The sequence below is a fragment of the Streptomyces sp. NPDC057854 genome (assembly GCF_042797055.1).
Classification (GTDB): Bacteria; Actinomycetota; Actinomycetes; order Streptomycetales; family Streptomycetaceae; genus Streptomyces.
This window is the reverse complement of record NZ_JBHVMF010000011.1, coordinates 183,787-202,340: the sequence shown is the minus strand read 5'-3', so window position 1 is coordinate 202,340 and position 18,554 is coordinate 183,787. Positions and strand designations below refer to the sequence as shown.

15 protein-coding genes and 1 pseudogene are annotated in these 18,554 nt (G+C 76.0%); 8 read left to right on the top strand and 8 right to left on the bottom strand.

Going from position 1 to position 18,554, the window contains the following annotated elements:
- Positions 1 to 18: 18 nt before the first annotated feature.
- On the bottom strand, positions 19 to 2,682 hold the full coding sequence (locus tag ACFVQZ_RS18305) for a SpoIIE family protein phosphatase (protein ID WP_383623791.1): 2,664 nt from the start codon (positions 2,680 to 2,682) through the stop codon (positions 19 to 21).
- Between the two features lie 153 nt (positions 2,683 to 2,835).
- On the opposite strand from ACFVQZ_RS18305, the gene ACFVQZ_RS18300 reads away from it, so the two are divergent.
- Positions 2,836 to 3,900, top strand: coding sequence for a MarR family transcriptional regulator (locus ACFVQZ_RS18300; RefSeq protein WP_383623788.1), 1,065 nt, complete (start codon positions 2,836 to 2,838; stop codon positions 3,898 to 3,900).
- 107 nt (positions 3,901 to 4,007) lie between these two features.
- Positions 4,008 to 4,544 (top strand): hypothetical protein, encoded by a 537-nt coding sequence (locus ACFVQZ_RS18295; RefSeq protein ID WP_383623785.1) that lies wholly within the window; start codon positions 4,008 to 4,010, stop codon positions 4,542 to 4,544.
- On the opposite strand, the pseudogene ACFVQZ_RS18290 reads toward ACFVQZ_RS18295, so the two are convergent.
- Positions 4,541 to 5,100, bottom strand: a pseudogene (locus tag ACFVQZ_RS18290) (helix-turn-helix domain-containing protein). The gene ACFVQZ_RS18295 and the pseudogene ACFVQZ_RS18290 overlap by 4 nt on opposite strands.
- A gap of 187 nt (positions 5,101 to 5,287) precedes the next feature.
- On the opposite strand from ACFVQZ_RS18290, the gene ACFVQZ_RS18285 reads away from it, so the two are divergent.
- Positions 5,288 to 6,283: an alpha/beta hydrolase gene (locus ACFVQZ_RS18285; protein WP_383623782.1), complete on the top strand. Its 996-nt coding sequence runs from the start codon at positions 5,288 to 5,290 to the stop codon at positions 6,281 to 6,283.
- 87 nt (positions 6,284 to 6,370) lie between these two features.
- Complete coding sequence (locus tag ACFVQZ_RS18280; protein WP_383623779.1) at positions 6,371 to 7,150, top strand: DUF1963 domain-containing protein; 780 nt, start codon at positions 6,371 to 6,373, stop codon at positions 7,148 to 7,150.
- A gap of 29 nt (positions 7,151 to 7,179) precedes the next feature.
- Here ACFVQZ_RS18280 and ACFVQZ_RS18275 read toward each other — a convergent pair whose 3' ends face one another.
- Positions 7,180 to 8,058, bottom strand: a complete 879-nt coding sequence (locus ACFVQZ_RS18275; RefSeq protein WP_383623776.1) for an alpha/beta fold hydrolase — start codon at positions 8,056 to 8,058, stop codon at positions 7,180 to 7,182.
- Between the two features lie 152 nt (positions 8,059 to 8,210).
- On the opposite strand from ACFVQZ_RS18275, the gene ACFVQZ_RS18270 reads away from it, so the two are divergent.
- On the top strand, positions 8,211 to 10,181 hold the full coding sequence (locus ACFVQZ_RS18270) for a BTAD domain-containing putative transcriptional regulator (RefSeq protein WP_383623773.1): 1,971 nt from the start codon (positions 8,211 to 8,213) through the stop codon (positions 10,179 to 10,181).
- Positions 10,182 to 10,217: 36 nt separating this feature from the next.
- On the opposite strand, the gene ACFVQZ_RS18265 is transcribed toward ACFVQZ_RS18270, so the two are convergent.
- The 3 genes from ACFVQZ_RS18265 to ACFVQZ_RS18255 form a co-directional block, all read right to left on the bottom strand.
- Complete coding sequence (locus ACFVQZ_RS18265) at positions 10,218 to 11,225, bottom strand: MASE1 domain-containing protein (protein ID WP_383623770.1); 1,008 nt, start codon at positions 11,223 to 11,225, stop codon at positions 10,218 to 10,220.
- Positions 11,226 to 11,330: 105 nt separating this feature from the next.
- A complete protein-coding gene (locus ACFVQZ_RS18260; RefSeq protein ID WP_383623768.1) occupies positions 11,331 to 12,176 on the bottom strand; it encodes a PP2C family protein-serine/threonine phosphatase in 846 nt (281 codons plus the stop codon).
- A 167-nt stretch (positions 12,177 to 12,343) separates the two neighbouring features.
- Positions 12,344 to 12,721, bottom strand: a complete 378-nt coding sequence (locus tag ACFVQZ_RS18255; RefSeq protein ID WP_383623765.1) for a DoxX family protein — start codon at positions 12,719 to 12,721, stop codon at positions 12,344 to 12,346.
- Between the two features lie 61 nt (positions 12,722 to 12,782).
- Here ACFVQZ_RS18255 and ACFVQZ_RS18250 point away from each other — a divergent pair, with 61 nt between their 5' ends.
- From ACFVQZ_RS18250 to ACFVQZ_RS18240, 3 genes are all read left to right on the top strand, one after another.
- Complete coding sequence (locus ACFVQZ_RS18250; RefSeq protein WP_030496362.1) at positions 12,783 to 13,667, top strand: LysR family transcriptional regulator; 885 nt, start codon at positions 12,783 to 12,785, stop codon at positions 13,665 to 13,667.
- A 260-nt stretch (positions 13,668 to 13,927) separates the two neighbouring features.
- On the top strand, positions 13,928 to 14,338 hold the full coding sequence (locus tag ACFVQZ_RS18245; protein ID WP_383623761.1) for an STAS domain-containing protein: 411 nt from the start codon (positions 13,928 to 13,930) through the stop codon (positions 14,336 to 14,338).
- A 113-nt stretch (positions 14,339 to 14,451) separates the two neighbouring features.
- Entirely contained in the window at positions 14,452 to 15,291 is an 840-nt protein-coding gene (locus ACFVQZ_RS18240) for a class I SAM-dependent methyltransferase (RefSeq protein WP_383623758.1), read from the top strand.
- 30 nt (positions 15,292 to 15,321) lie between these two features.
- On the opposite strand, the gene ACFVQZ_RS18235 is transcribed toward ACFVQZ_RS18240, so the two are convergent.
- Positions 15,322 to 16,896: a serine/threonine-protein kinase gene (locus ACFVQZ_RS18235; protein ID WP_383623755.1), complete on the bottom strand. Its 1,575-nt coding sequence runs from the start codon at positions 16,894 to 16,896 to the stop codon at positions 15,322 to 15,324.
- Positions 16,893 to 18,524, bottom strand: coding sequence for a serine/threonine-protein kinase (locus tag ACFVQZ_RS18230; RefSeq protein ID WP_383623752.1), 1,632 nt, complete (start codon positions 18,522 to 18,524; stop codon positions 16,893 to 16,895). The genes ACFVQZ_RS18235 and ACFVQZ_RS18230 overlap by 4 nt, the downstream gene beginning before the upstream one ends.
- Positions 18,525 to 18,554: the final 30 nt, after the last annotated feature.

Here is an 18,554-nt window from a genome sequence, read left to right as displayed (position 1 = left end):
GCACCTCCAGGGATCGCCTCACGGACGCGTCGGGCGGGCCGCGAGGATCGCGATGTCGTCGGTGCTGTCGGCGCCGAGGCCGATCAGCAGCTCGTCGCAGAACACGTCGAGCGGTTCGCGCGCCAGCCCGGCGGCGTGCAGGCGCAGCCGCTCCAGGGCGTCGGTCAGCGACTCGTCGCGGCGCTCGATGAGCCCGTCCGTGTACAGCAGGACCGTCGCGTTCGCGGGCACCGCGTCGTGCGCGCTGGCGCGCATCATGTCCGGGTCCATGCCGAGCAGCAACCCCGCGCCGTCCTCCAGGAAGCGGGCGTGGCCGTCGTCCGTGACGAGCAGCGGCGGCAGGTGCCCGGCCGAGGAGTGCACCAGGTCCCACGGGCCCTCCTCCGGGCCCTTGATCACACCGTAGACGCAGGTCGCGGTCGCCTCCTGGTGCAGGGTGTGGTTCGCCATGTCGAGACGGCGCAGCACGGTCTCCGGCGGCTCCTGGCGGTCGACGGCGATCCCGCGCAGCATGCTCTGCAGCCGGCTCATGGCGATCGCCGCGTCCAGGTTGTGCCCGGTCACGTCGCCGATGACCAGCGCCGTGCCGCCGCTCGGCAGGACGAAGCCGTCGTACCAGTCGCCGCCGACCTGCGCGGTGGCCGACGACGCGGCGTACCGGGCCGCCAGGTCCAGGTGCGGCACCTCGGGCAGGACCGGCAGCAGCGACCGCTGCAGCCGCTCGGCGATGTTCCGGGTGTCGTGGTAGAGGCGCGCGTTGTCCACGCCCAGCGCCATCGCGCGGCCCAGCTCGTCCACGAGCGGCACGTACTCCTCGGTGAACGGCCCGTCCGCGCCCGTCCGGGCCACGGTCAGCGCGCCGATGGTCTCCTGCCGGGCGCGCAGCGGGGTGACGACGGCACTGCGCGCGCCGAGCCGTGCGAACAGGCCGCCGAAGTCCGCGTCCAGCGCTCCTTCCGCCTCGGGGGACGGCGGCTCGGTGAGCAGCAGCGGGCCGGCGCCGCTGAGCGCCCGGGCGAGGGGCCCCCGCGCCGCCTCCGTGAGCGGCGGCAGGGTGCCCTCGAAGTCCTCCGCGTGCGGCGCGCCGGCGTCGCGGTGCACCACGCAGGCCCGCTCGACGCGCCCGTCCTCGGTGAAGAGGTCGACGGCGCACCAGTCCGCGAGCCGGCGGGTGAGGATCTGGCAGACCTTCTGGAGGACGTCGTCGAGACCGTACGCGTTGCTGATCGCCGCACCGGTCTCCGCCAGCAGCGACTCCCGGTCCAGGGCGGGCGGCACCTCGTCGGCCCGCGGCCCGCCGGCCTCCGGCCGCGCGGCGGCCGGGCGCCGGTCGCCGGGGCGGCGCGGCTGGGAACCGCTGGGTACGGCGGCGCGAGGCGAGAGCTGGCCGACGAACACGGTGCGGCCGTCCGCCGTCTCCTGCGTCTGGAGGAAGAGCCGGACGGGCACGAGCGACCCGTCGTGGTGCAGCGCGGGCAGCGGGACGGAGCGGCCCAGGATGCGGGGCTCCCCGCTGAGCAGCAGGGACGTGAAGGCTGTGATGTGCCGCTCGCGCAGGTGCTCCGGGATGATGGCGGTGAGCCGCTGCCCCACGAGCTCGTCCGCGTGCCACCCCAGGAGGTCGGCGGCGGGCCCGTTCACCGCGATGATGCGGTTCTGCTCGTCGGCGGCGATCGTCGGCGCCCGGCTGGTCTGGACGGGCGCGGCGTCCCACGGCACCAGCTCCGCCGGCCCGGCGCCCGGCTCGCGCGGCACCACGGTCCACGCGGTCGGGTGGGCGCCCGCGAGCTGCCCGGTGATCTCGTCGAACAGCCACCGGTGGAAGACCCGGCTGCGCGGGAGGGCCGGCAGGGCCAGCAGCCGCTCGTCCCGTGCCGCCTGCTCCGCCGCCTCCAGCACGCGGCCCAGCGTCTCGACGGCGGGCGCCACGTCGGCGGGCAGCGCCAGCGGCAGCGAGCGGATCTCGCCCTCGGCGGACTCGTGGCGCAGCGCCGCGGCGACGGCCCCGCTGATCGCGTTGCTGACGTCATGGGCGGTGACGAGATCCGGCCGCGGCACCAGGTCCGCGCCCGCCGCCGAGGCGAGCTCCAGCTCGCGCAGCAGCAGGTGCCGGTGCTGCTGCGCGGCGGAGTACAGCGCCCCCGGTACGTCGACGAGCGTGACGGTAGGGGCCGACGCGGCGGCCGGCGGGGCAAGCCCCCAGGCGGAGGACGGCGGCGTCCCGTCCGGTCCCAGCTCGCACCACACCGCCTTGGCCTCGTCGCCCGCGTCGACGCCGTACCGTGCCGCGAGCCGGGCGATGAGCGCCAGGCCCTGCCCCGTACCGGCGTACGGGGGGCACTCCTGCGGCACCAGAACACGCGACGGCCGCCCATCCCGGACGGCCACGCGGACGCGCCCTCCGGGCCCGGCCGTCCGCACGGAGACCTCGATCTCGGTCCGCGCGTGCAGCAGCGCGTTGGTCACCAGCTCACTCACCAGCAGCTTGGCGGTGTCGACGAGGCCGGGCGCGTCCTGCGGGGCGGGTACGTTCTCCGGGCCGCGCGCGTCCTCCGGCGAGGGCGCATCCTCCGGGACGGCACCGGAGAGCGCGTCCCGCACGAAGCGCCGGGCCCGCGCGACGCTCTCCGGGACCGGGGGGAACCGGCGGGACGGTGTCGCCGGGGCACGGTGCTCACCCATGATTCCAGTCTGTACCGCCAGGCCCGGCGGCGCGCCGGGAGCCGCCGAGGCCGTACGGAGGGCGGTCACGGTGTGTCACGGTGTGCGCGGCGATGGCAGAATCCCTCACCGGGCCAAGGGAGTCGGGCCAGGTCAGGGGAGGGGCAGGCCACGATGATCCGGCTGGAGCTGGACGCGGACGCCGTGGCACGGACGCGCTTCGCGGTGTCACCGCTGATGCAGGCGGGAGCCGCGTTGCACCCGCACGCCGCCGTAAGGAACGGGCCGCACCGGCTGACCGGTTCGGCCGTCGGGGGAGTGCTGGAACGCCGCGGCCTGCACCTCATCGCCGCCATCCGCTCCCATGTCGGCGGCTACGTACCGGACTTCATGACCCCCGGACACGCGGCGGGCCCCCGCCCGGACCTCATGGCCGAGCTCCACCACGTGGCCACCACCCCCACGGAGGTCGTCGCCCGGCAACTCGGCAGGATGCTGGACCACACGGACCACACGGACCGCGACGCGAACGGCCCGGAACCGCGGCTCGCCGGTCTGCGCCGCTATGTCGAGCGCGGGGAAAGGGAGTTCAGCGAGCGGATCGCCCGCGAGATGCACGCGTTCTGGGAGTCCTGCCTCGCCCCCGCCTGGCCGGCGCTGCGGAGCCGCGCCGAGGCGGACGTCGAGGCCCGGGCCCGGCTCGCGGCGACATCCGGGCTCGGCACCGCCCTCTCGTCGCTCCACCCGGCGGTCACCTACCGGACGGGGCGCCTCCTCGTCGCCGCCGACCGCCGCCTGGACGTACGCGACGCGGGGAGCCTGCTGCTCTTCCCGTCGCCCCTCGCGACGAGCTGGCTGCTCAGCGTCGACCCCTGGCGGGAGCGGGGCGTCTTCCTCATCTACCCGGCCGCCGTGCGGCCTCCGGCCCGGCGCCCGTCCGGCGAGTGCGGGGCGGACGAGGCGCTGGGCCGGCTCGTCGGCCGGGCGCGGCTGCCGCTGCTCATGGACCTGGCGACACCGCGTACGACGACGGAACTCGCCGCGCGCCACCACATGGCGGCCTCCACGGTCTCGTACCACCTCACCCGGCTCCACCGGGCCGGACTCGTCACCAGGACGCGCGAGGCCCACCGCGTCTACTACGAGCGCAGCGCCCGGGCGTCAGCGCTCCTGGACGACCGCGCGGACACGGGCGGGACGGGGGAGACGGAGCCGCGCGCCGGCGTCGTCTCCGCCTGAGGACGAAGGAGGGCGGTGATTCGAGGAAATCGGAATCATCTGGTGCGACCGCGACCCGTCGAACTAGCGTTCCGGCGATCCGTCACTCCGACCCCCCTGGAACCGCCATGCTCGCCTCCGGCCGCGTCCGCTCCCGTACCCGCCCGCGCACCCTGGCCGTCTGCGCCGCCCTGCTGCTCCTCCCGGTCCTGGCGACCGGCTGCGGAGACGGCACGGAGGACGGCCGCCCGGCGGCGTCCGACCAGGGCGCGGTGGGCGAGCTGCTCCGCGCCCACCTGCCCTGCACGGAGGTGACCTACTTCAGCCCGCGCAAGCTGGCGAAGCTCCAGGCGCGGATGGGCGGCATCGACGGGGCGGGGACGTGCGACACGGAGGAGGGCGAGTACTACACCGACTTCCTCCACATCGCGGACATGCGGCTGTTCCTCCAGCACTGGGCGTCCCTGGACCCCGGGGAGCGAGGGGTGCGGTCCATGATGATCGGCCGCGACTTCGGCGTGCAGCCCGACCGCGGCTTCGAGAAGAAACTCCTGGAGGCGGGCCTTCTCTACCTGTACTGCCCGCCGACGGTCCCCCCGAAGGGCGACCACACGGTCATCCCGCTCGAAGAGGGCTGCGTGGCCTCGAACGCGGCCCCGGCCTAAAGCTTCCCAACCGGCCGGGTGCGGGGCCGGGGGCGTTCGCCCTGCGGGCCGAACATGATCAGGTACTCGACCGGACCGCCGGGCCCCGCGTTCGCGACCCCGTGCGGGTGTCGAACTCGGCGACGTCCCCGTGGGCCAGGACGAGGTCCTGGTCGCCGAGCGCCAGCCACAGGCGTCCGTACAGGACGCACAGCCACTCGTGGCCGTCATGGGAGACCTGGCGGGGCCGGGCGGGCGGTTCCGTGACGGCGGGCAGGACGTGCTTGTGGGCGTGCAGGCCGCCGACGTACCGGGTCAGCGGCAGCACCGCCTTGTCGTCGCCGAAGCTCAGCGGCGCCGTGGCGCGCGGCGGGACCTCGGGTGCGGGCGCCGCGCCGGCCAGTTCGTCCAGGGAGACGCCGTACTCCCGCGACAACCGCAGCAGCACCTCCAGCGGGGGCTTGCGCCGGCCGGTCTCGATCCGGGACAGGGTGCTGGTCGAGATCCCGGTCGCGCGGCTGACACCGGCGATCGTCGCGCCCCGACGCTCGCGCGCCGCCCGCAGCCGCGGCCCCATCGCGGCCAGCGCGCCCTCCACGTCCTCGACCGCCACCCGACGCCCCTCTCGCCCCGCCGCTTCCTCGCCCTGTCCTGCCACCTTGCCAGAACGGCAACGCTGATCGCGCCGGGCGGGCGCCGCGCCGCATGATCGACCGGTAGCCGCGTCGCCGCGTCGCCGCGTCGCCGCACAGCGAGGAGAAGCCATGCAGCCCGAGCCCACCGCCGAGCTCCGCCACCGCACCGTCGAGACCCCCGCCGGGCACCTGCACCTGGCCGAGCGGGGCACCGGCCCGATGGTCCTGCTCGTGCACGGTTTCCCCGAGCTCTGGTACTCCTGGCGCCGCCAGCTCCCGGCCCTCGCCGCCGCCGGCCACCGGGCGGTGGCGATCGACGTCCGGGGCTACAGCCGCTCCTCCGCGCCGGCGGCGACCGAGGCGTACCGGATGCTCGACCTGGTGGAGGACAACGTGGCCGTCGTCCGTGCCCTCGGCGAGGAGACCGCGGTGGTCGTCGGCCACGACTGGGGTTCCGACATCGCCGCCGCCTCCGCCCTGCTCCACCCGGAGGTCTTCCGCGCCGTCGGCCTGCTGAGCGTCCCCTACGCGCCGCCCGGCGGCCCGCGCCCCACCGACGTGTTCGGCCGGATCGGCGGCCCGGAGGAGAAGTTCTACGTCTCCTACTTCCAGGAGCCGGGCCGCGCCGAGGCGGAGATCGAGCCCGACGTACGGGGCTGGCTCGCCGGCTTCTACGCGGCCCTGTCCGCCGACACCATGCCCATGCCCGGCCAGGGCTCGCCCGACCCGCACTTCGTCGCCCGCGGCGGCGGCCGGCTCCGCGACCGCTTCCCCGCCGGCGTCCTCCCGGGCTGGCTGAGCGAGGACGACCTCGACGTCTACGCAGGGGAGTTCGCGCGCGGCGGCGTCACCGGAGCACTCAACCGCTACCGCACCATGGACCGCGACTGGGAAGACCTCGCCCCGTACCGCGGAGCCCCGATCGCGCAGCCGTCCCTGTTCGCCGGCGGCGCCCTGGACGCCTCCACCACCTGGATGTCGGACGCCATCGACGCCTTCCCCGCCACCCTCCCCGGCCTGTCGGCCTGCCACATCCTGGAGGGCTGCGGCCACTGGATCGAGCAGGAACGCCCCGACGAGGTCAACCGCCTGCTGACCGACTGGCTCGCCACCCTCCCCGGCTGAACGTGACAGAAGGCCCCAACCCGCCGCCCGCACAAGCAGGTTCGTCCCGGCGCCGCCGCGCCCCCCCGAGGTGACTAGGGTGACCCGATGACCGAAGCGAGCACGGACAGAGCGAACCGTTTCCGTACCGAGGCGGCAGACCGGGACCTGCCGTCCGAGGAGGTCGAGGAGTGGATACGTTCGCTCCGCCCGGCCGTGTACGCGGCCGAGGGCGGCGACGGCCCCCTCGTGGCCCGGATCGGGGGCGACCCCCTGCTGCCGCACGGCGCGCCGCGGCCGTCCGCCCCCGTCGTGGCCTCCGTCGACCTGGCGGCGCTGCCGCCGGACGCCACGGGGCTCCCGCTCCCGTCCGACGGGCATCTGCTCCTCTTCTCCGGCACGGAGGTGCAGGGCGTGGGACGGCAGGCGTCCGACGCGGTGCTGTACGTCCCCGCCGGGGCCGAGACGTCCCCGAGCCCCGTCGGAGACGGCCTGCGCGAGCCGTACCAGGTGCGGGAACTCCGCACGGTCTGGCACCAGCCCAGCGCGAAGATGCCCGAGAGCTTCGCCCTCGACCGGTGGGGCGAGCTCCCCGAGGACGAGCACTTCGAGCTCGCCGACGAACTCGACGACGCCTGGGCGGACGGGGGCGGCCACCGTCCGCCCTGGACCCTGCAGATCGGCGGCCACCCGGTCTCGCCCCAGAACGACCCCGTCCACGACGCCCGCGGCCCCGAGGACGCCGACGCCTGGACGCTCCTGGCCACGTGGAGGTGCGGCGACGACGTCACGGAACTGGACGACGGCGTGGTCCACTGGGTGATCCGCCGCGGGGACGCGGCGGCCCGCCGCTTCGACCGCGTCCACCGGTACGTGGAGATGAGCTGACCGCGCCGTGCTCGGACCACGTGGGGCCCTCAGCGAAGCAGCAGCTCCCGGATCACCCCGATGATCTCCTCCGGCGCCTCCTCCGCCATGAAGTGCCCCGCGCCCGTCAGCCGGTGGTCCAGGTCCGGCGCCCACGCGCGCCAGACCGCGCCGGCGTCGTACCCGAGCCTCGTCCCCCAGTCCTGCTGCACCACCGTCACCGGCATGGCCAGCTGCGAACCGGCGTCCTGGTCCGCCTGGTCATGGGCGACGTCGATGCCGGCCGAGGCCCGGTAGTCCGCGACGATCGACGTCACCGCCCCGGCGCTCGCCCGCAGGTACGCGGACCGTACGGGTGCCGGGATCGCGGCCGGGTCACGGGCCCAGGCGTCGAGGAAGGAGCCGAAGAAGGCGTCGGCGCTGCGGGCGATCATCGTCTCCGGCAGCCCCGGCGGCTGCGCCATGAGGAACAGGTGGTAGCCGACCGCCGCCGGGACGCCCTGGAGCACGCTCCACATGTCGAGGGTCGGCACCACGTCGAGGATGCCCAGGTGGGTGAGGGTCTCGGGATGGTCGAGTCCCGCCCGGAAGGCGACCAGGGCGCCCCGGTCGTGGCCGACCAGCGCGAACCGCTCGTGCCCGAGCGCCGCCGCCAGGGCGACGACGTCGGCGGCCATGGTGCGCTTGGAGTACACCTCGGGGCCGGTGGCCGCCGGCTTGTCGCTGGCCCCGTAGCCGCGCAGGTCGGGACAGATCACCGTGTGCTCCTCCGCGAGCCGTTCGGCGACGTGCCGCCACATGAGGTGGGTCTGGGGAAAGCCGTGCAGCAGCACGACGGGGCTGCCGCTGCCACCGACGGCGGCGGCCAGCTCCACGCCGTCGGCGCCGGGGAGGCGGTCGTACGCGAAACCGGGGAGGGTGAGCGTCATGGAAGGCCCTTTCGGGGGTCAGGGGAGAAAGAAGCGGTGACCGGGGCGGGCCGCGGTCCCGAGGGCTTGCGGAAACCAGCGTGGACGGCGGCGATCAGCAGCCGATCAGTACGCCGCGCCGCCGCCGACGCGCGGCACGGAAGATGGAGGGCATGCGAATCGACGTCCTCGGTGCCGTACGCGCCTTCCACGACGACGGCACCCCGGTCGACCTCGGCGGGCCCCGCCACCGCGAGGTGCTGGCCCGGCTCGTCGCCGCCGGCGGACGCATGGTCGCCACCGACACCCTCGTCGACGACCTGTGGACCGACCCGCCGGTACGCGCCGTGGGCGCGCTGCGCACCTTCGTCGCCGCGCTGCGCCGCGCCCTCGAACCCGGCCGGCCGCCCCGCACCCCGCCGCGCGTCCTCGTCACGGAAGGCCCCGGCTACGCGCTCCGCCTGCCGCGCGAGGCGGTGGACGCCCACCGGTTCGAGGACGCGCTGGCCCGCGCCCGCCGCACCCCCGACGGGCTGACCGGCCTCGACGCGGCCCTCGCGGCCTGGCAGGGCCCCGCCTACGCCGACGTGACCGGCTCCGCGTGGGCCCGGCGCGAACGGACGCGGCTGGAGGAGCTGCGCCTGGAGGCCGTGGAACTGCGCGCCCGGCTCCTCCTCGACTCCGGTTCCGGCGCGGAGCTGGTCGCCGAACTGCGCGCCCACGTCACCGAACACCCCTGGCGCGAACCGGCCTGGGGCCTGCTGGCCCGCGCCCTGCACCGGGCCGGCCGCCAGGCGGACGCCCTGGCCACCCTCCGCCGCGCCCGCACGATGCTCGCCGACCAGCTCGGCCTCGACCCCGGCGCCGACCTCCGGCGCCTGGAGGCGGACATCCTCCACGACGCCCCGACCCTCCAGCCCCCGCACACCGGGTGGACGTCAGGCGTACGACTCGGCCCGCGCACCACCGTCGAACTGGCCCGCACCCTGTCCCTGGCCGGCGGCGACGCCCTCGTCCACGCGCGCCGCGACCGCCTCGCCGCCGTCCGCGCGGCGCAGCGCACCGGAGACGTCACCCTGACCGCCCGCGTCATCGGCGCCTACGACGTACCCGCCCTCTGGAGCCGCGCCGACGACCCCGCACAGTCCCGCGCCGTCGTCGAGGCAGCCGAACACACCCTCGCCGCCCTCGACACCGCCGTACGCACTTCCACCGCGCCCGGCGCCACCGCCCCCGCCGAGCTGCGCGCCCGCCTGCTGGCCACCGTCGCCGTCGAGAGCCGCAGCGCCGACCTGCCCGCCGCCGCACGCGGGCGCGCGGCGCGGGCGGCCCGCGAGGCGGAGGCGCTCGCCCGGGAGCTGGGCGATCCCGCCCTGCTCGCCTTCGCCCTCAACGGCGTCTTCCTCCAGTCCTTCACCCGCCCCGGCCTCGCCCCCGCACGCGACGCGATCGGCGCCGAGATCCTCGGCCTGGCCACCCGGCACGACCTGCCGAACTTCGCCGTCCTCGGCCGGCTCATCCGCCTCCAATCGGCCTCCGCCCTCGGCGACCTCGACGCCGCGACCGCACACGCCGAGGCCGCCGAACAGCTCGCCGTCCGCACCGAAGCCCCCCTCGTCCCCGTCCTCACCGCCTGGTTCCGAGCCCGGGTCACGGCCGCCGCCGGCACCGCACCGGGCGGACCGACCGCCGCCACGGCCGCCGCGCGCTACCGTGCCGCCGAGGACGCCCTCGCCGGGACGGCGGGCATGCCGGGCCTGCACCGCGGCCTGTTCCCCCTCGCCCTGCTCGGCCTGCGCCTCCTGCACGACCGCCCCGCGCCCACCGACCCCGCCCTCGACTGGGGCCCGTACCGCCCGTGGACGCGCCCCTTGGTCCTGCTCGCCCACCACCGGCACGACGAGGCCCGCGCCGCCGTGGCAGCGCTGCCCGATCCGCCCCCCGACCACATGCAGGAAGCGCTGTGGTGCCTGACCGCCCGCGCCGCGGCCCGCCTCGGCGACCGCCGGCTCGCCGCCCGCGCGGCCACGGCGCTGCGCCCGGCCCGCGCCGAGCACGCGGGCGCCCAGAGCGGCCTGCTGACCCTGGGACCGGTGGCCCGCTACCTGGCGGAGGCGGAGGCATGCGCCGCCGACGGGCCCTGACGGAGAGACCGGTGGTCTTGCACCGGACGCCAAGGCTCACGGATTCCGCGGCGCGCCGGGCGGCTGTCCGGCGGTGGCCGGGTCCGGCGGGGGTTCGCCCGCAGCCAGGTGCTCCAGGACCTCCGCCAGCTCCTCGCAGGCGCGCCGCACCGACCGCCGGGTCGCCCGCTGCTCGGTGATGACGGCGGCGAGGAGCAGCGCGGTCAGCGCGGCGGAACCGTTGAACGCCTGCAGCTTGACCATGATCTCGACGTCCGTCAGATGCAGGAACGCGCCCCGGCCGGCCGTCGCCTCGAACGTGGTGAGGACGGAGGCGAAGAGCGCGCACAGCATGCTGCCGGCGAGCTGGAAGCGGAGCGCCGCCCAGATCAGCAGGGGGAACACGAGGAACAGCATGCTCATCGGGCTGAGCACGGCCAGCGGCATCAGGGCCACGGTGGCCAGCCCCAGGAAGACCGCCTCCTTCCAGCGCCGCACCCGCACCCGCCCGGCCGGCCCGCCGAGGACGAGCAGCAGCGGGGCGACGAGCAGCACCCCCATCGTGTCGCCCACCCACCAGGCCAGCCAGACGGCCCGGAACTCGCTCGTGTGCAGGGAACCCGTCGCCACCTGCAGCCCGACCCCCGCCGTCGCGCTGATCAGCATGGCCGCGAACCCGCCGAGGAAGACCAGCCAGAGCCCGTCCCGCAGCCGCGCCATGTCGAGCCGGAAACCGACCCGCCGCAGCAGCAGGAAGGAGCAGAGCGGCGCGACGGTGTTGCTCGCCACCGTGACCAGCGTGGCGGGCCCCGGGGCGGTGATCGAGGCGATGACGAGGAAGGAGCCGAGGGCGACCCCCGGCCAGACCCGCACGCCGAGCAGCAGCAGCGCGGCGACCGCGACGCCGGTGGGCGGCCAGATGGGGGTGACCACCGCGCCCTCCACGACGAGGCTGCCCAGCAGGCCGAGCCGCCCGGCCGCGAAGTAGCAGACCGCCACGACCAGCGACGCCAGGCCCGCCTGCGTCCAGCTCCTGAACTCCCGATTGACCCACACGTCAGCCATCAGACACCGCCCGGACCGCCACCACCGGGCAAGCGGCCCCCTGCGTGTCGGACGCGACCGCCCGCCACGAACGAGGCGGAGGCGACGGACGGACACGCGGCCCCCTCACGGCCCCCCGACCGCCGGCCGCCCCGGACCGCCGTCGTGGCCGACGACCAGGACGGCCGCGTCGTCCTCGTGCCCCACCGTGGCCGCCAGCCGCATCACGGCGGTGGCCAGCGCGTCGACGTCCAGCCCGGCGACGGCGGTGATCCCGGCGAGCCGCATCACCCGGTCCAGACCGTCGTCGAGGTGCAGCGAAGGCCCCTCCACGACCCCGTCGGTCAGGAGCACGAAGACGCCGCCGGCCGTGAGCCGGTGGACGGTGGTGGGGTACTCGACGCCGGGGAGCACACCGAGCGGAGGCCCGCCCTCGCCGTCGTCGATGCCGGAGCGGCCGTCGGCGGTGGCCCAGATGTGGGGGATGTGACCGGCGCGGGCGCACTCCAGGACACCGGCGGCGGGGTCGAGGCGCAGGAAGGTGCAGGTGGCGAAGAGGTCGGCGCCCAGCGAGATCAGCAGGTCGTTGGTGCGGCCCAGCAGCTCGCCCGGCTCCCCGGTGACGGACGCCAGCGCGCGCAGGCCGACGCGCACCTGCCCCATGAAGGCGGCGGCCTCGATGTTGTGGCCCTGCACGTCACCGATGGACATGCCGATCCGCCCGTCGGGCAGCGGGAAGGCGTCGTACCAGTCACCGCCGACGTTGAGCCCGTGGTTGGCGGGCTCGTACCGCACGGCCAGCCGGGCGCCCGGGAAGCGGGGGAGGTCCGAGGGCAGCATGCCGCGCTGCAGCGCCACGGCCAGCTCGACGCGGGAACGCTGCGTCTCGGCGAGCTCCCGCGCCTGGGCGGTCAGCGACGCGAGCCGGACCAGCAGGTCCTCGCTGTTGTCGGCCGGCCGTCTGCGGAACATCGATCACTCCGGCGTCACGAGAACCCTCGCATCAGTCCGTCCCGTCTCCGGCGCGCAGGAGGGGACCACCTCGGTAGGAACAGGTCATACCCACTCTGCCCAACGCCGCCGCGGTCCGCATCTCCTCGCTCCGCGGACCCGCTGCCCGCAGGAGCGCCGAGTGTGGATCAGTGGACGAGGACGCCCAGGGTGAGCGTGGCGACCGCGGCGGCGAGGAAGAAGAGGGGGAACGCGAGGTTGTGGAACACCCGGGCCCGCACGTGGAAGCCGAGGGCACCCACGTACAGCAGGGTGAGACCGCAGGCCGCGGCGACGCCGACGGCCCCGAGCGCGGCGTGGTGGCGGCCGAGGAGGCCGAGGAGGATCCCGGCGGCTCCGGCCAGCTTGAGGACGGCGAGCCGAGGCAGCCACGACCGCGGAACCCCCACTTCCGCCGCGTTGGCGAGGACGAAGCGCGCTCGGGCCAGACCGGCGGCCGCGTCCGCCGTGTTGATGGCGGCGGTGAGCAGGGTGACGGCGAGGGGTGCGGGCTGGGCGTCTGTCATGCCCTCAGCTTCCGCGCGGCCTCGGAGCGCCGTCCAATACCTGCTTCTATAACCTGACGGCATGGATGTGTCCACGCGTACGCTCCGCTCCTTCGCCGCGGTGGCGGCCGAGGGCAGCCTGACCGCCGCGGCTGCACGGCTGTTCGTCTCCCAGCCCGCCCTGACCAAGCAGATCCGGTGCCTGGAGGACGACCTCGGCGTCCGGCTCTTCACGCGCTCGCGGGCGGGGATGACGCTGACCGAAGCGGGCCGGGAGCTCGCGTCGCGGGTCCCCGCGCTGCTGGACGGCTGGGACGAGGCGGTCCGGGCGACCGGCCGGGCCGCCCGGGTGCTGCGATTGGGTTTCCTGGACGCGGGCGCGGTGGGCGCCGTCCCCGAGGCGATCGCCGGGTTCCGCCGGACGTGGCCGGAGTGGCGGGTGGAACTGCGCCAGTCCGACTGGTCGGACCCGACCGCCGGCCTGGCCGGCGGCGAGGTGGACGCGGCGGTGGTACGCCTGCCGTTCCCGGGTCAGGAACGATGGGCGGTGCGGGAGTTGTACGCGGAGGAGCGCGGCGTGCTGCTGCCGGCCGGGCACCCGCTGGCGGACCGGGAGGTCGTGGAGTTCCCGGACCTTTGGGACGAACCGTTCGTCGCGGCCGGTGCCGAGACCGGCGCGTGGCGGGACCACTGGCTGGCGACGGGCGAACGCGACGGCCACCCCGTCCGGGTCGGCGCCGTCACCAGCCGTCCGGACGAGTGGCTGGGAGCGGTGGCCGCCGGCTGCGTGGCCCTGGCCCCCGCGTCGGCGGCCCGTTTCCACGCCCACCCGGCCGTGGTCTTCCGCCCCGTCCACGGCCTCTCCCCGACCCGCGTGGCCCTCGCCCACCCCCGGACCCGCCCGCCGCACCCAGCCCCGCTGCGCGACCTGCTGAGGACCCTGACCGAGCACCTGGCCCGCGACTGACCCGCCGGGCCGGGCGCCGGGACGACCCGGATCCGGCCGTCCACGGCCCGGCAAAGGCGGCTCTGACCTGCGGCATGTGCATTCGGGACCGCGAGAGAGGATGGTGGGGAGCACCGGACCGATCTGGGTCGCCGCCGGCGTTCACCTCCCGCCGGCGCCGATGTCGCCTCGAAACCAGGCCCCGACGCCTGGGATCCCGCGGAGGTCAGCGGGAACACCCCTGCCGGAGGGCTCCCCTTCACGGATCGAGGCGCAACCTCGTGATACCCGACCGACCCCAGGACGACGGACACCCCACCCGTCTGCACCTCGTCGACGGCGCACCGGCCTGGAGACCCGCCCGAGGCGACGCCCTCGTCCGCTACACGCCCTGTGCCCGCCGCACCACCGCGCTCCTGCTCCTGAGCGGCGCCTTCGACTCCGACACCGTCCCCTGCCTGCGCGAGGCCCTCGACGCCGTGCGCAACCCCCAGATCGAGCTGGTCCTGCTGGACGTGACGGGCGTGCGATTCGGCGACTCCGCGCTCGTCCACGCCCTGACCGACACCCGGAGCCGACCGCAGCGGCACGTCGTCATGGGCCCGCTCCCCCGGCAGGTCGCCTTCCTCCTCGACGTCACCGAGACCCGGGCCACGCTCGACATCGCCCTCGACGGCACCCCGGCGCCCTGACGGCGAGTCAACGGGCCGACCTCGCCCCGCGCTCCCTCCCTCCCGTCGCCCGCCGACGGCCGACTCGCCCCGCGGCACCGTCGACACGGTGCGCGCAGGCCGCCACACTGACCGTGGAGGTGACGTCTGTGGCGGAATCGGTGGAGATGCGGACCGCGGTCCGGGAGACGTACGGGCCGGCCGACCTCAGCTCGGTCCCGGTGTTCGCCGGCGGCTTCATCAACTTCGGCTACTGGAGGTCCGTCGACCTCGCCGGCCCGGTCTCGGTCGACGACCGCGTCCGCAGCCAGCAGGACCTGTACCGGCACGTGCTCGACTCCCTCGGACCGCTCACCGGCAGGCGGCTGCTCGAAGTCGGCTGCGGGCTCGGCGTCGGGTGCGCGCTGGCCCTGCGCGAGTACGACCCGGCGCACCTCACCGGCATGGACATCCACCCGCAGCAGCTGGACCGCGCCCACCGGGCCAACGCGGCCCTGCTGGACGCCTCGCCGCCGCGGCTCCGGTTCGTCCGGGGCGCGGCGGAGGACATGCCCTTCGCGGACGCCGAGTTCGACCGTGTCCACAGTGTCGAGGCCGCCCAGCACTTCGACGACCTGGCCGCCTTCGCGCGCGAGACGGCCCGGGTCCTGGCGCCCGGCGGGCGGGTGGCCGTCACGAGCTTCTTCACCCCCGACGACGACCCCCGCCACGCCGCCCGGCTCGCCGAGCTCCTGCAGACGTACGCCGACGGCCTGGACGTGGCCCGTTCCGTCACCGACCTGGCGGAGGCGTTCACCCGGGCGGGCCTGACGGACGCGCGGACCGCCTCCATCGGCCCGGAGGTGTGGGAGGGCTGGGACCGCTGGCTGTCCGACCAGTGGGAGCCGGGCACGTGGCCCCGGAACTTCCTGAAGGCGTACCGGGAGGGCGCCCTGGACTACTACGTCGTCACCGCCACCCGCCCCGGACCCTGACCCGCCACGGGTCCGCCCGCCCCCGCCCCTTCATGGCCCGGGCGTGCCCGGCATCGCCGCCACCGCCTTCTCGGCGATGGCCGCCGCCTCCTGTTCGCAGGTGGCGGCCGGGTGCCGGGCGCCGCCTAGTCCGACGTACACGACGAGGTTCGCCGTACGGACGGACAGGGCGCAGCTCCGCCAGTCGCCGGCGTCCGTCGGTTCCCAGTACGCCTCGTCGGCGAAGGCGAGTCCCATCGCGGGGCGTCCGGCGCGCGCGGCGGCCGCGAACTGCTCCGCCTGGTCGTTCGTCGCGTTGTCGGAGGCACCCGCGCTGCGGCGCAGGTGCCAGCGGACGTCGGCGTGCCGGACGGGCTCCCAGCCGCTGGCCAGCAGCTCGTTCCTTTCGTACCAGGAGCAGTGGGTCTCGGCCGTCGAGGTGCTGTCGCGGGTGCTGTCCTCGTCCTTCCGGCGCTCCGGCAGCGGGAGTTCCCTCGTCGCCTCGGCGCAGGTCGGCACCGTCAGGTACCGGTCCGGCGGCCCGGCGCCCTCGTCCTCCTGGGCGTACCACCAGGCCGCCGCGCCGCCGACCACGCACAGGGTGACCGACAGCGCGACCGCCGCCGCGGCCCCCGGCCGGCGGCGCTTGCCGGGCGGGGCGGGGGCGGACAGTTCGGTGACGACGGCGGTGGGTGCCGGGGGCGCGACCGCCGCCGGTCCGGGCCCGGGCCCGCCGGTGAGGAGCCGGTCGATCTCGGTCCGCTGTGCGGCGATCGCCGCGTGGACCGCGGGGGGCCAGTGCCGGGGGACGGGCGCCGCCGGGCCCAGGGCGGCGAGGAGCTGCGCGGGGGACGGCCTGCCCGCCGGGTCCTTGGCCAGGCAGGCGGCGACGAGGCCGCGGAGCTCCGCCGGTACGGCGTCGAGCGCGGGCTCGGCGTGCACGACGGCGTACAGCTCCTGGAAGCTCGAGGGCCCGGCGAACGGACTGGTCCCCGTGGCGGCCAGGACCAGCACCGATCCGAGCGAGAACACGTCGCTCGCCGGGGTGAGTTCACGGCCTTCCGCCTGTTCGGGCGACATGAACGCGGGCGAGCCGACGACCAGGCCCGTCCCGGTCAGCGCGGTGAGGTCGCCGCCCTCCGCGGCCCGCGCGATGCCGAAGTCGATGACCCGCACCCCGTCCTCCGCGAGCAGCACGTTCTCCGGCTTCAGGTCGCGGTGGATCAGCCCGGCCCGGTGGATCTCGTCCAGCGCCGTCGCCAGGCCCACGGCGAGCCGCCGCACGTCGTCCGCGGGCAGCGGCCCCGAGCGGGCCACGGCCGCGCCGAGCGAGGGACCGGCCACGAACACGGACGCGAGCCAGGGCACGGCCGCTTCCGTGTCGGAGTCCAGCACGGCCGCCGTGCAGGCCCCGGAGACCCGGCGCGAGGCGTCGGCCTCGCGCCGGAACCGGGCACGGAACCCCTCGTCGGCCGCGAGCCGGGCGTGCACCTGCTTGACGGCGGCGAGCCGCCCGTCCGGCGCGACGCCGAGGAACACCCGCCCCATGCCGCCCCGGCCCAGCTCGGCCAGCAGCCGGTACGGGCCCGTCCGCTGTGGGTCCGCGAGTCCGAGCGGGCGGTTCACCGGGCCTTCACCGCCTCCATGGTCTGCCGCCCGATGTCCCGGGCGACGTCCTCGCAGCGGCCCACCGGAAGACCGGGCCCCTGGACCACGAGGAAGACCACCAGGTTGACGTCCCGGCCGCGCAGCACGCAGTACCGGCCGCCGGGCCTCTCCCAGGCGGCCTCCTCGACGAAGCCGGGGGAGGGGTCGCGCGGAGTGGTGCCGCGACGGTAGAAGTCCTCGTACCGCTCCTTCGCCCGCTCGGCGCCGGTCCGTCCGCCGGCGCCGTCGTACTGGTCCCAGGTGACGTGGATCCGGTCCCCGGACCGGGTGGCCCACTCGCACTGGGAGGACCGCCTGCCCTCGTGCGGGGTGACCCGGGACTGGGTGTCGAGCACGGGCCGCGGCGAGAACCCGGCAGGGGTTTTCACTCGCGCGAACACCGTGTCGCAGGCGGGCAGCGCGCCGGTGTGCCGGTCGGCGACCTCGCTCAGCGGCACGCCGCCGGGCGTCGGCACGGGCTCCGGGACCACCAGGTGGTAGAGGTCCGCCGCCCAGCCGGTGGCCGTGCCCACCGCCCCGGCGACCACGAGGACCCCGGCGGCGACGGCCGCGGCGACCGTCCGCCGCCGGCGCCTGGGAGCCCGCCGGGGGAGGGGCGGGGGTACGGGCGCGGGCGGGGGAGCGGGTACGCGGACGGACGGGGACCCGGGTACGGGCACGGGCGGGCGGGCGGGACCGCGCGGGGGCCCGCCGGCCGGGACCGCGCGGAGCAGCCGGTCGACCTCCGCGCGCTGGGCCACGATCCGGGCGTGCACGGCGTCCGGCCAGGGGCGGGCGGCACCCGGCACGGCCCCGAGGAACGTCGTCACGGCCTGCGGAGTGGGCCGGAGGGCCGGGTCCTTGGCGAGGCAGGCACCGATCAGTCCCCGCAGGCCCGGCGGAACACCCGTCAGGTCGGGCTCCTCGTGGACGACGGCGTGCAGGACCGACGGGACCGAGCCGCCGTCGAAGGGCGGTTTCCCCGCACAGGCCACGGCGAGCGTGGACCCGAACGCGAACACGTCCGTGGCCGGTCCCGGGTCGCCGCCCGCGATCTGCTCGGGGGCCATGAAGGCGGGAGAGCCGATGAGGGCACCGGTGTGGGTGATCCGGGTCGCCGCTTCGGCGGCCCGCGCGATGCCGAAGTCGATGACGCGGACGCCGTCCTCGGTGAGGAGGACGTTCGACGGCTTCAGGTCCCGGTGGACGAGCCCGGCCCGGTGGACGTCGGCCAGCGCCCGGGCGAGCCCGGCGGCGAGCCGCCGCACCGTCTCCTCGGGCAGCACGCCGACCGCCTCCAGGGCCTCGCTCAGCGTCGGCCCGGGCAGGAACAGGGAGGCGAGCCAGGGTGCGGGTGCGTCGGGATCGGCGTCGACCACCGGCGCGGTGTAGGCCCCGGAGACGCGCCGGGAGGCGTCCACCTCGCGCCGGAACCGGGCACGGAACCCCTCGTCGTCGGCGAGGTCGGCGTGCACGCGCTTGACGGCGACGAGCCGCCCGTCCGGTGCAGCTCCCAGCAGGACCCGGCCCATGCCGCCCTGCCCGAGGAGGGCGACCGTGCGGAACGGCCCGACATGTGACGGGTCGTCGGGTCCTGCTGCCTGCATCTGCGCCGCCTCCCCCGAGGAGTCCTCCGG

Coding starts and splice junctions, on each gene's coding strand:
- ACFVQZ_RS18305 (WP_383623791.1), bottom strand. CDS start 2,682: ATGGGTGAGCACCGTGCCCCGGCGACACCGTCCCGCCGGTTCCCCCCG.
- ACFVQZ_RS18300 (WP_383623788.1), top strand. CDS start 2,836: ATGATCCGGCTGGAGCTGGACGCGGACGCCGTGGCACGGACGCGCTTC.
- ACFVQZ_RS18295 (WP_383623785.1), top strand. CDS start 4,008: ATGCTCGCCTCCGGCCGCGTCCGCTCCCGTACCCGCCCGCGCACCCTG.
- ACFVQZ_RS18285 (WP_383623782.1), top strand. CDS start 5,288: ATGCAGCCCGAGCCCACCGCCGAGCTCCGCCACCGCACCGTCGAGACC.
- ACFVQZ_RS18280 (WP_383623779.1), top strand. CDS start 6,371: ATGACCGAAGCGAGCACGGACAGAGCGAACCGTTTCCGTACCGAGGCG.
- ACFVQZ_RS18275 (WP_383623776.1), bottom strand. CDS start 8,058: ATGACGCTCACCCTCCCCGGTTTCGCGTACGACCGCCTCCCCGGCGCC.
- ACFVQZ_RS18270 (WP_383623773.1), top strand. CDS start 8,211: ATGCGAATCGACGTCCTCGGTGCCGTACGCGCCTTCCACGACGACGGC.
- ACFVQZ_RS18265 (WP_383623770.1), bottom strand. CDS start 11,225: ATGGCTGACGTGTGGGTCAATCGGGAGTTCAGGAGCTGGACGCAGGCG.
- ACFVQZ_RS18260 (WP_383623768.1), bottom strand. CDS start 12,176: ATGTTCCGCAGACGGCCGGCCGACAACAGCGAGGACCTGCTGGTCCGG.
- ACFVQZ_RS18255 (WP_383623765.1), bottom strand. CDS start 12,721: ATGACAGACGCCCAGCCCGCACCCCTCGCCGTCACCCTGCTCACCGCC.
- ACFVQZ_RS18250 (WP_030496362.1), top strand. CDS start 12,783: ATGGATGTGTCCACGCGTACGCTCCGCTCCTTCGCCGCGGTGGCGGCC.
- ACFVQZ_RS18230 (WP_383623752.1), bottom strand. CDS start 18,524: ATGCAGGCAGCAGGACCCGACGACCCGTCACATGTCGGGCCGTTCCGC.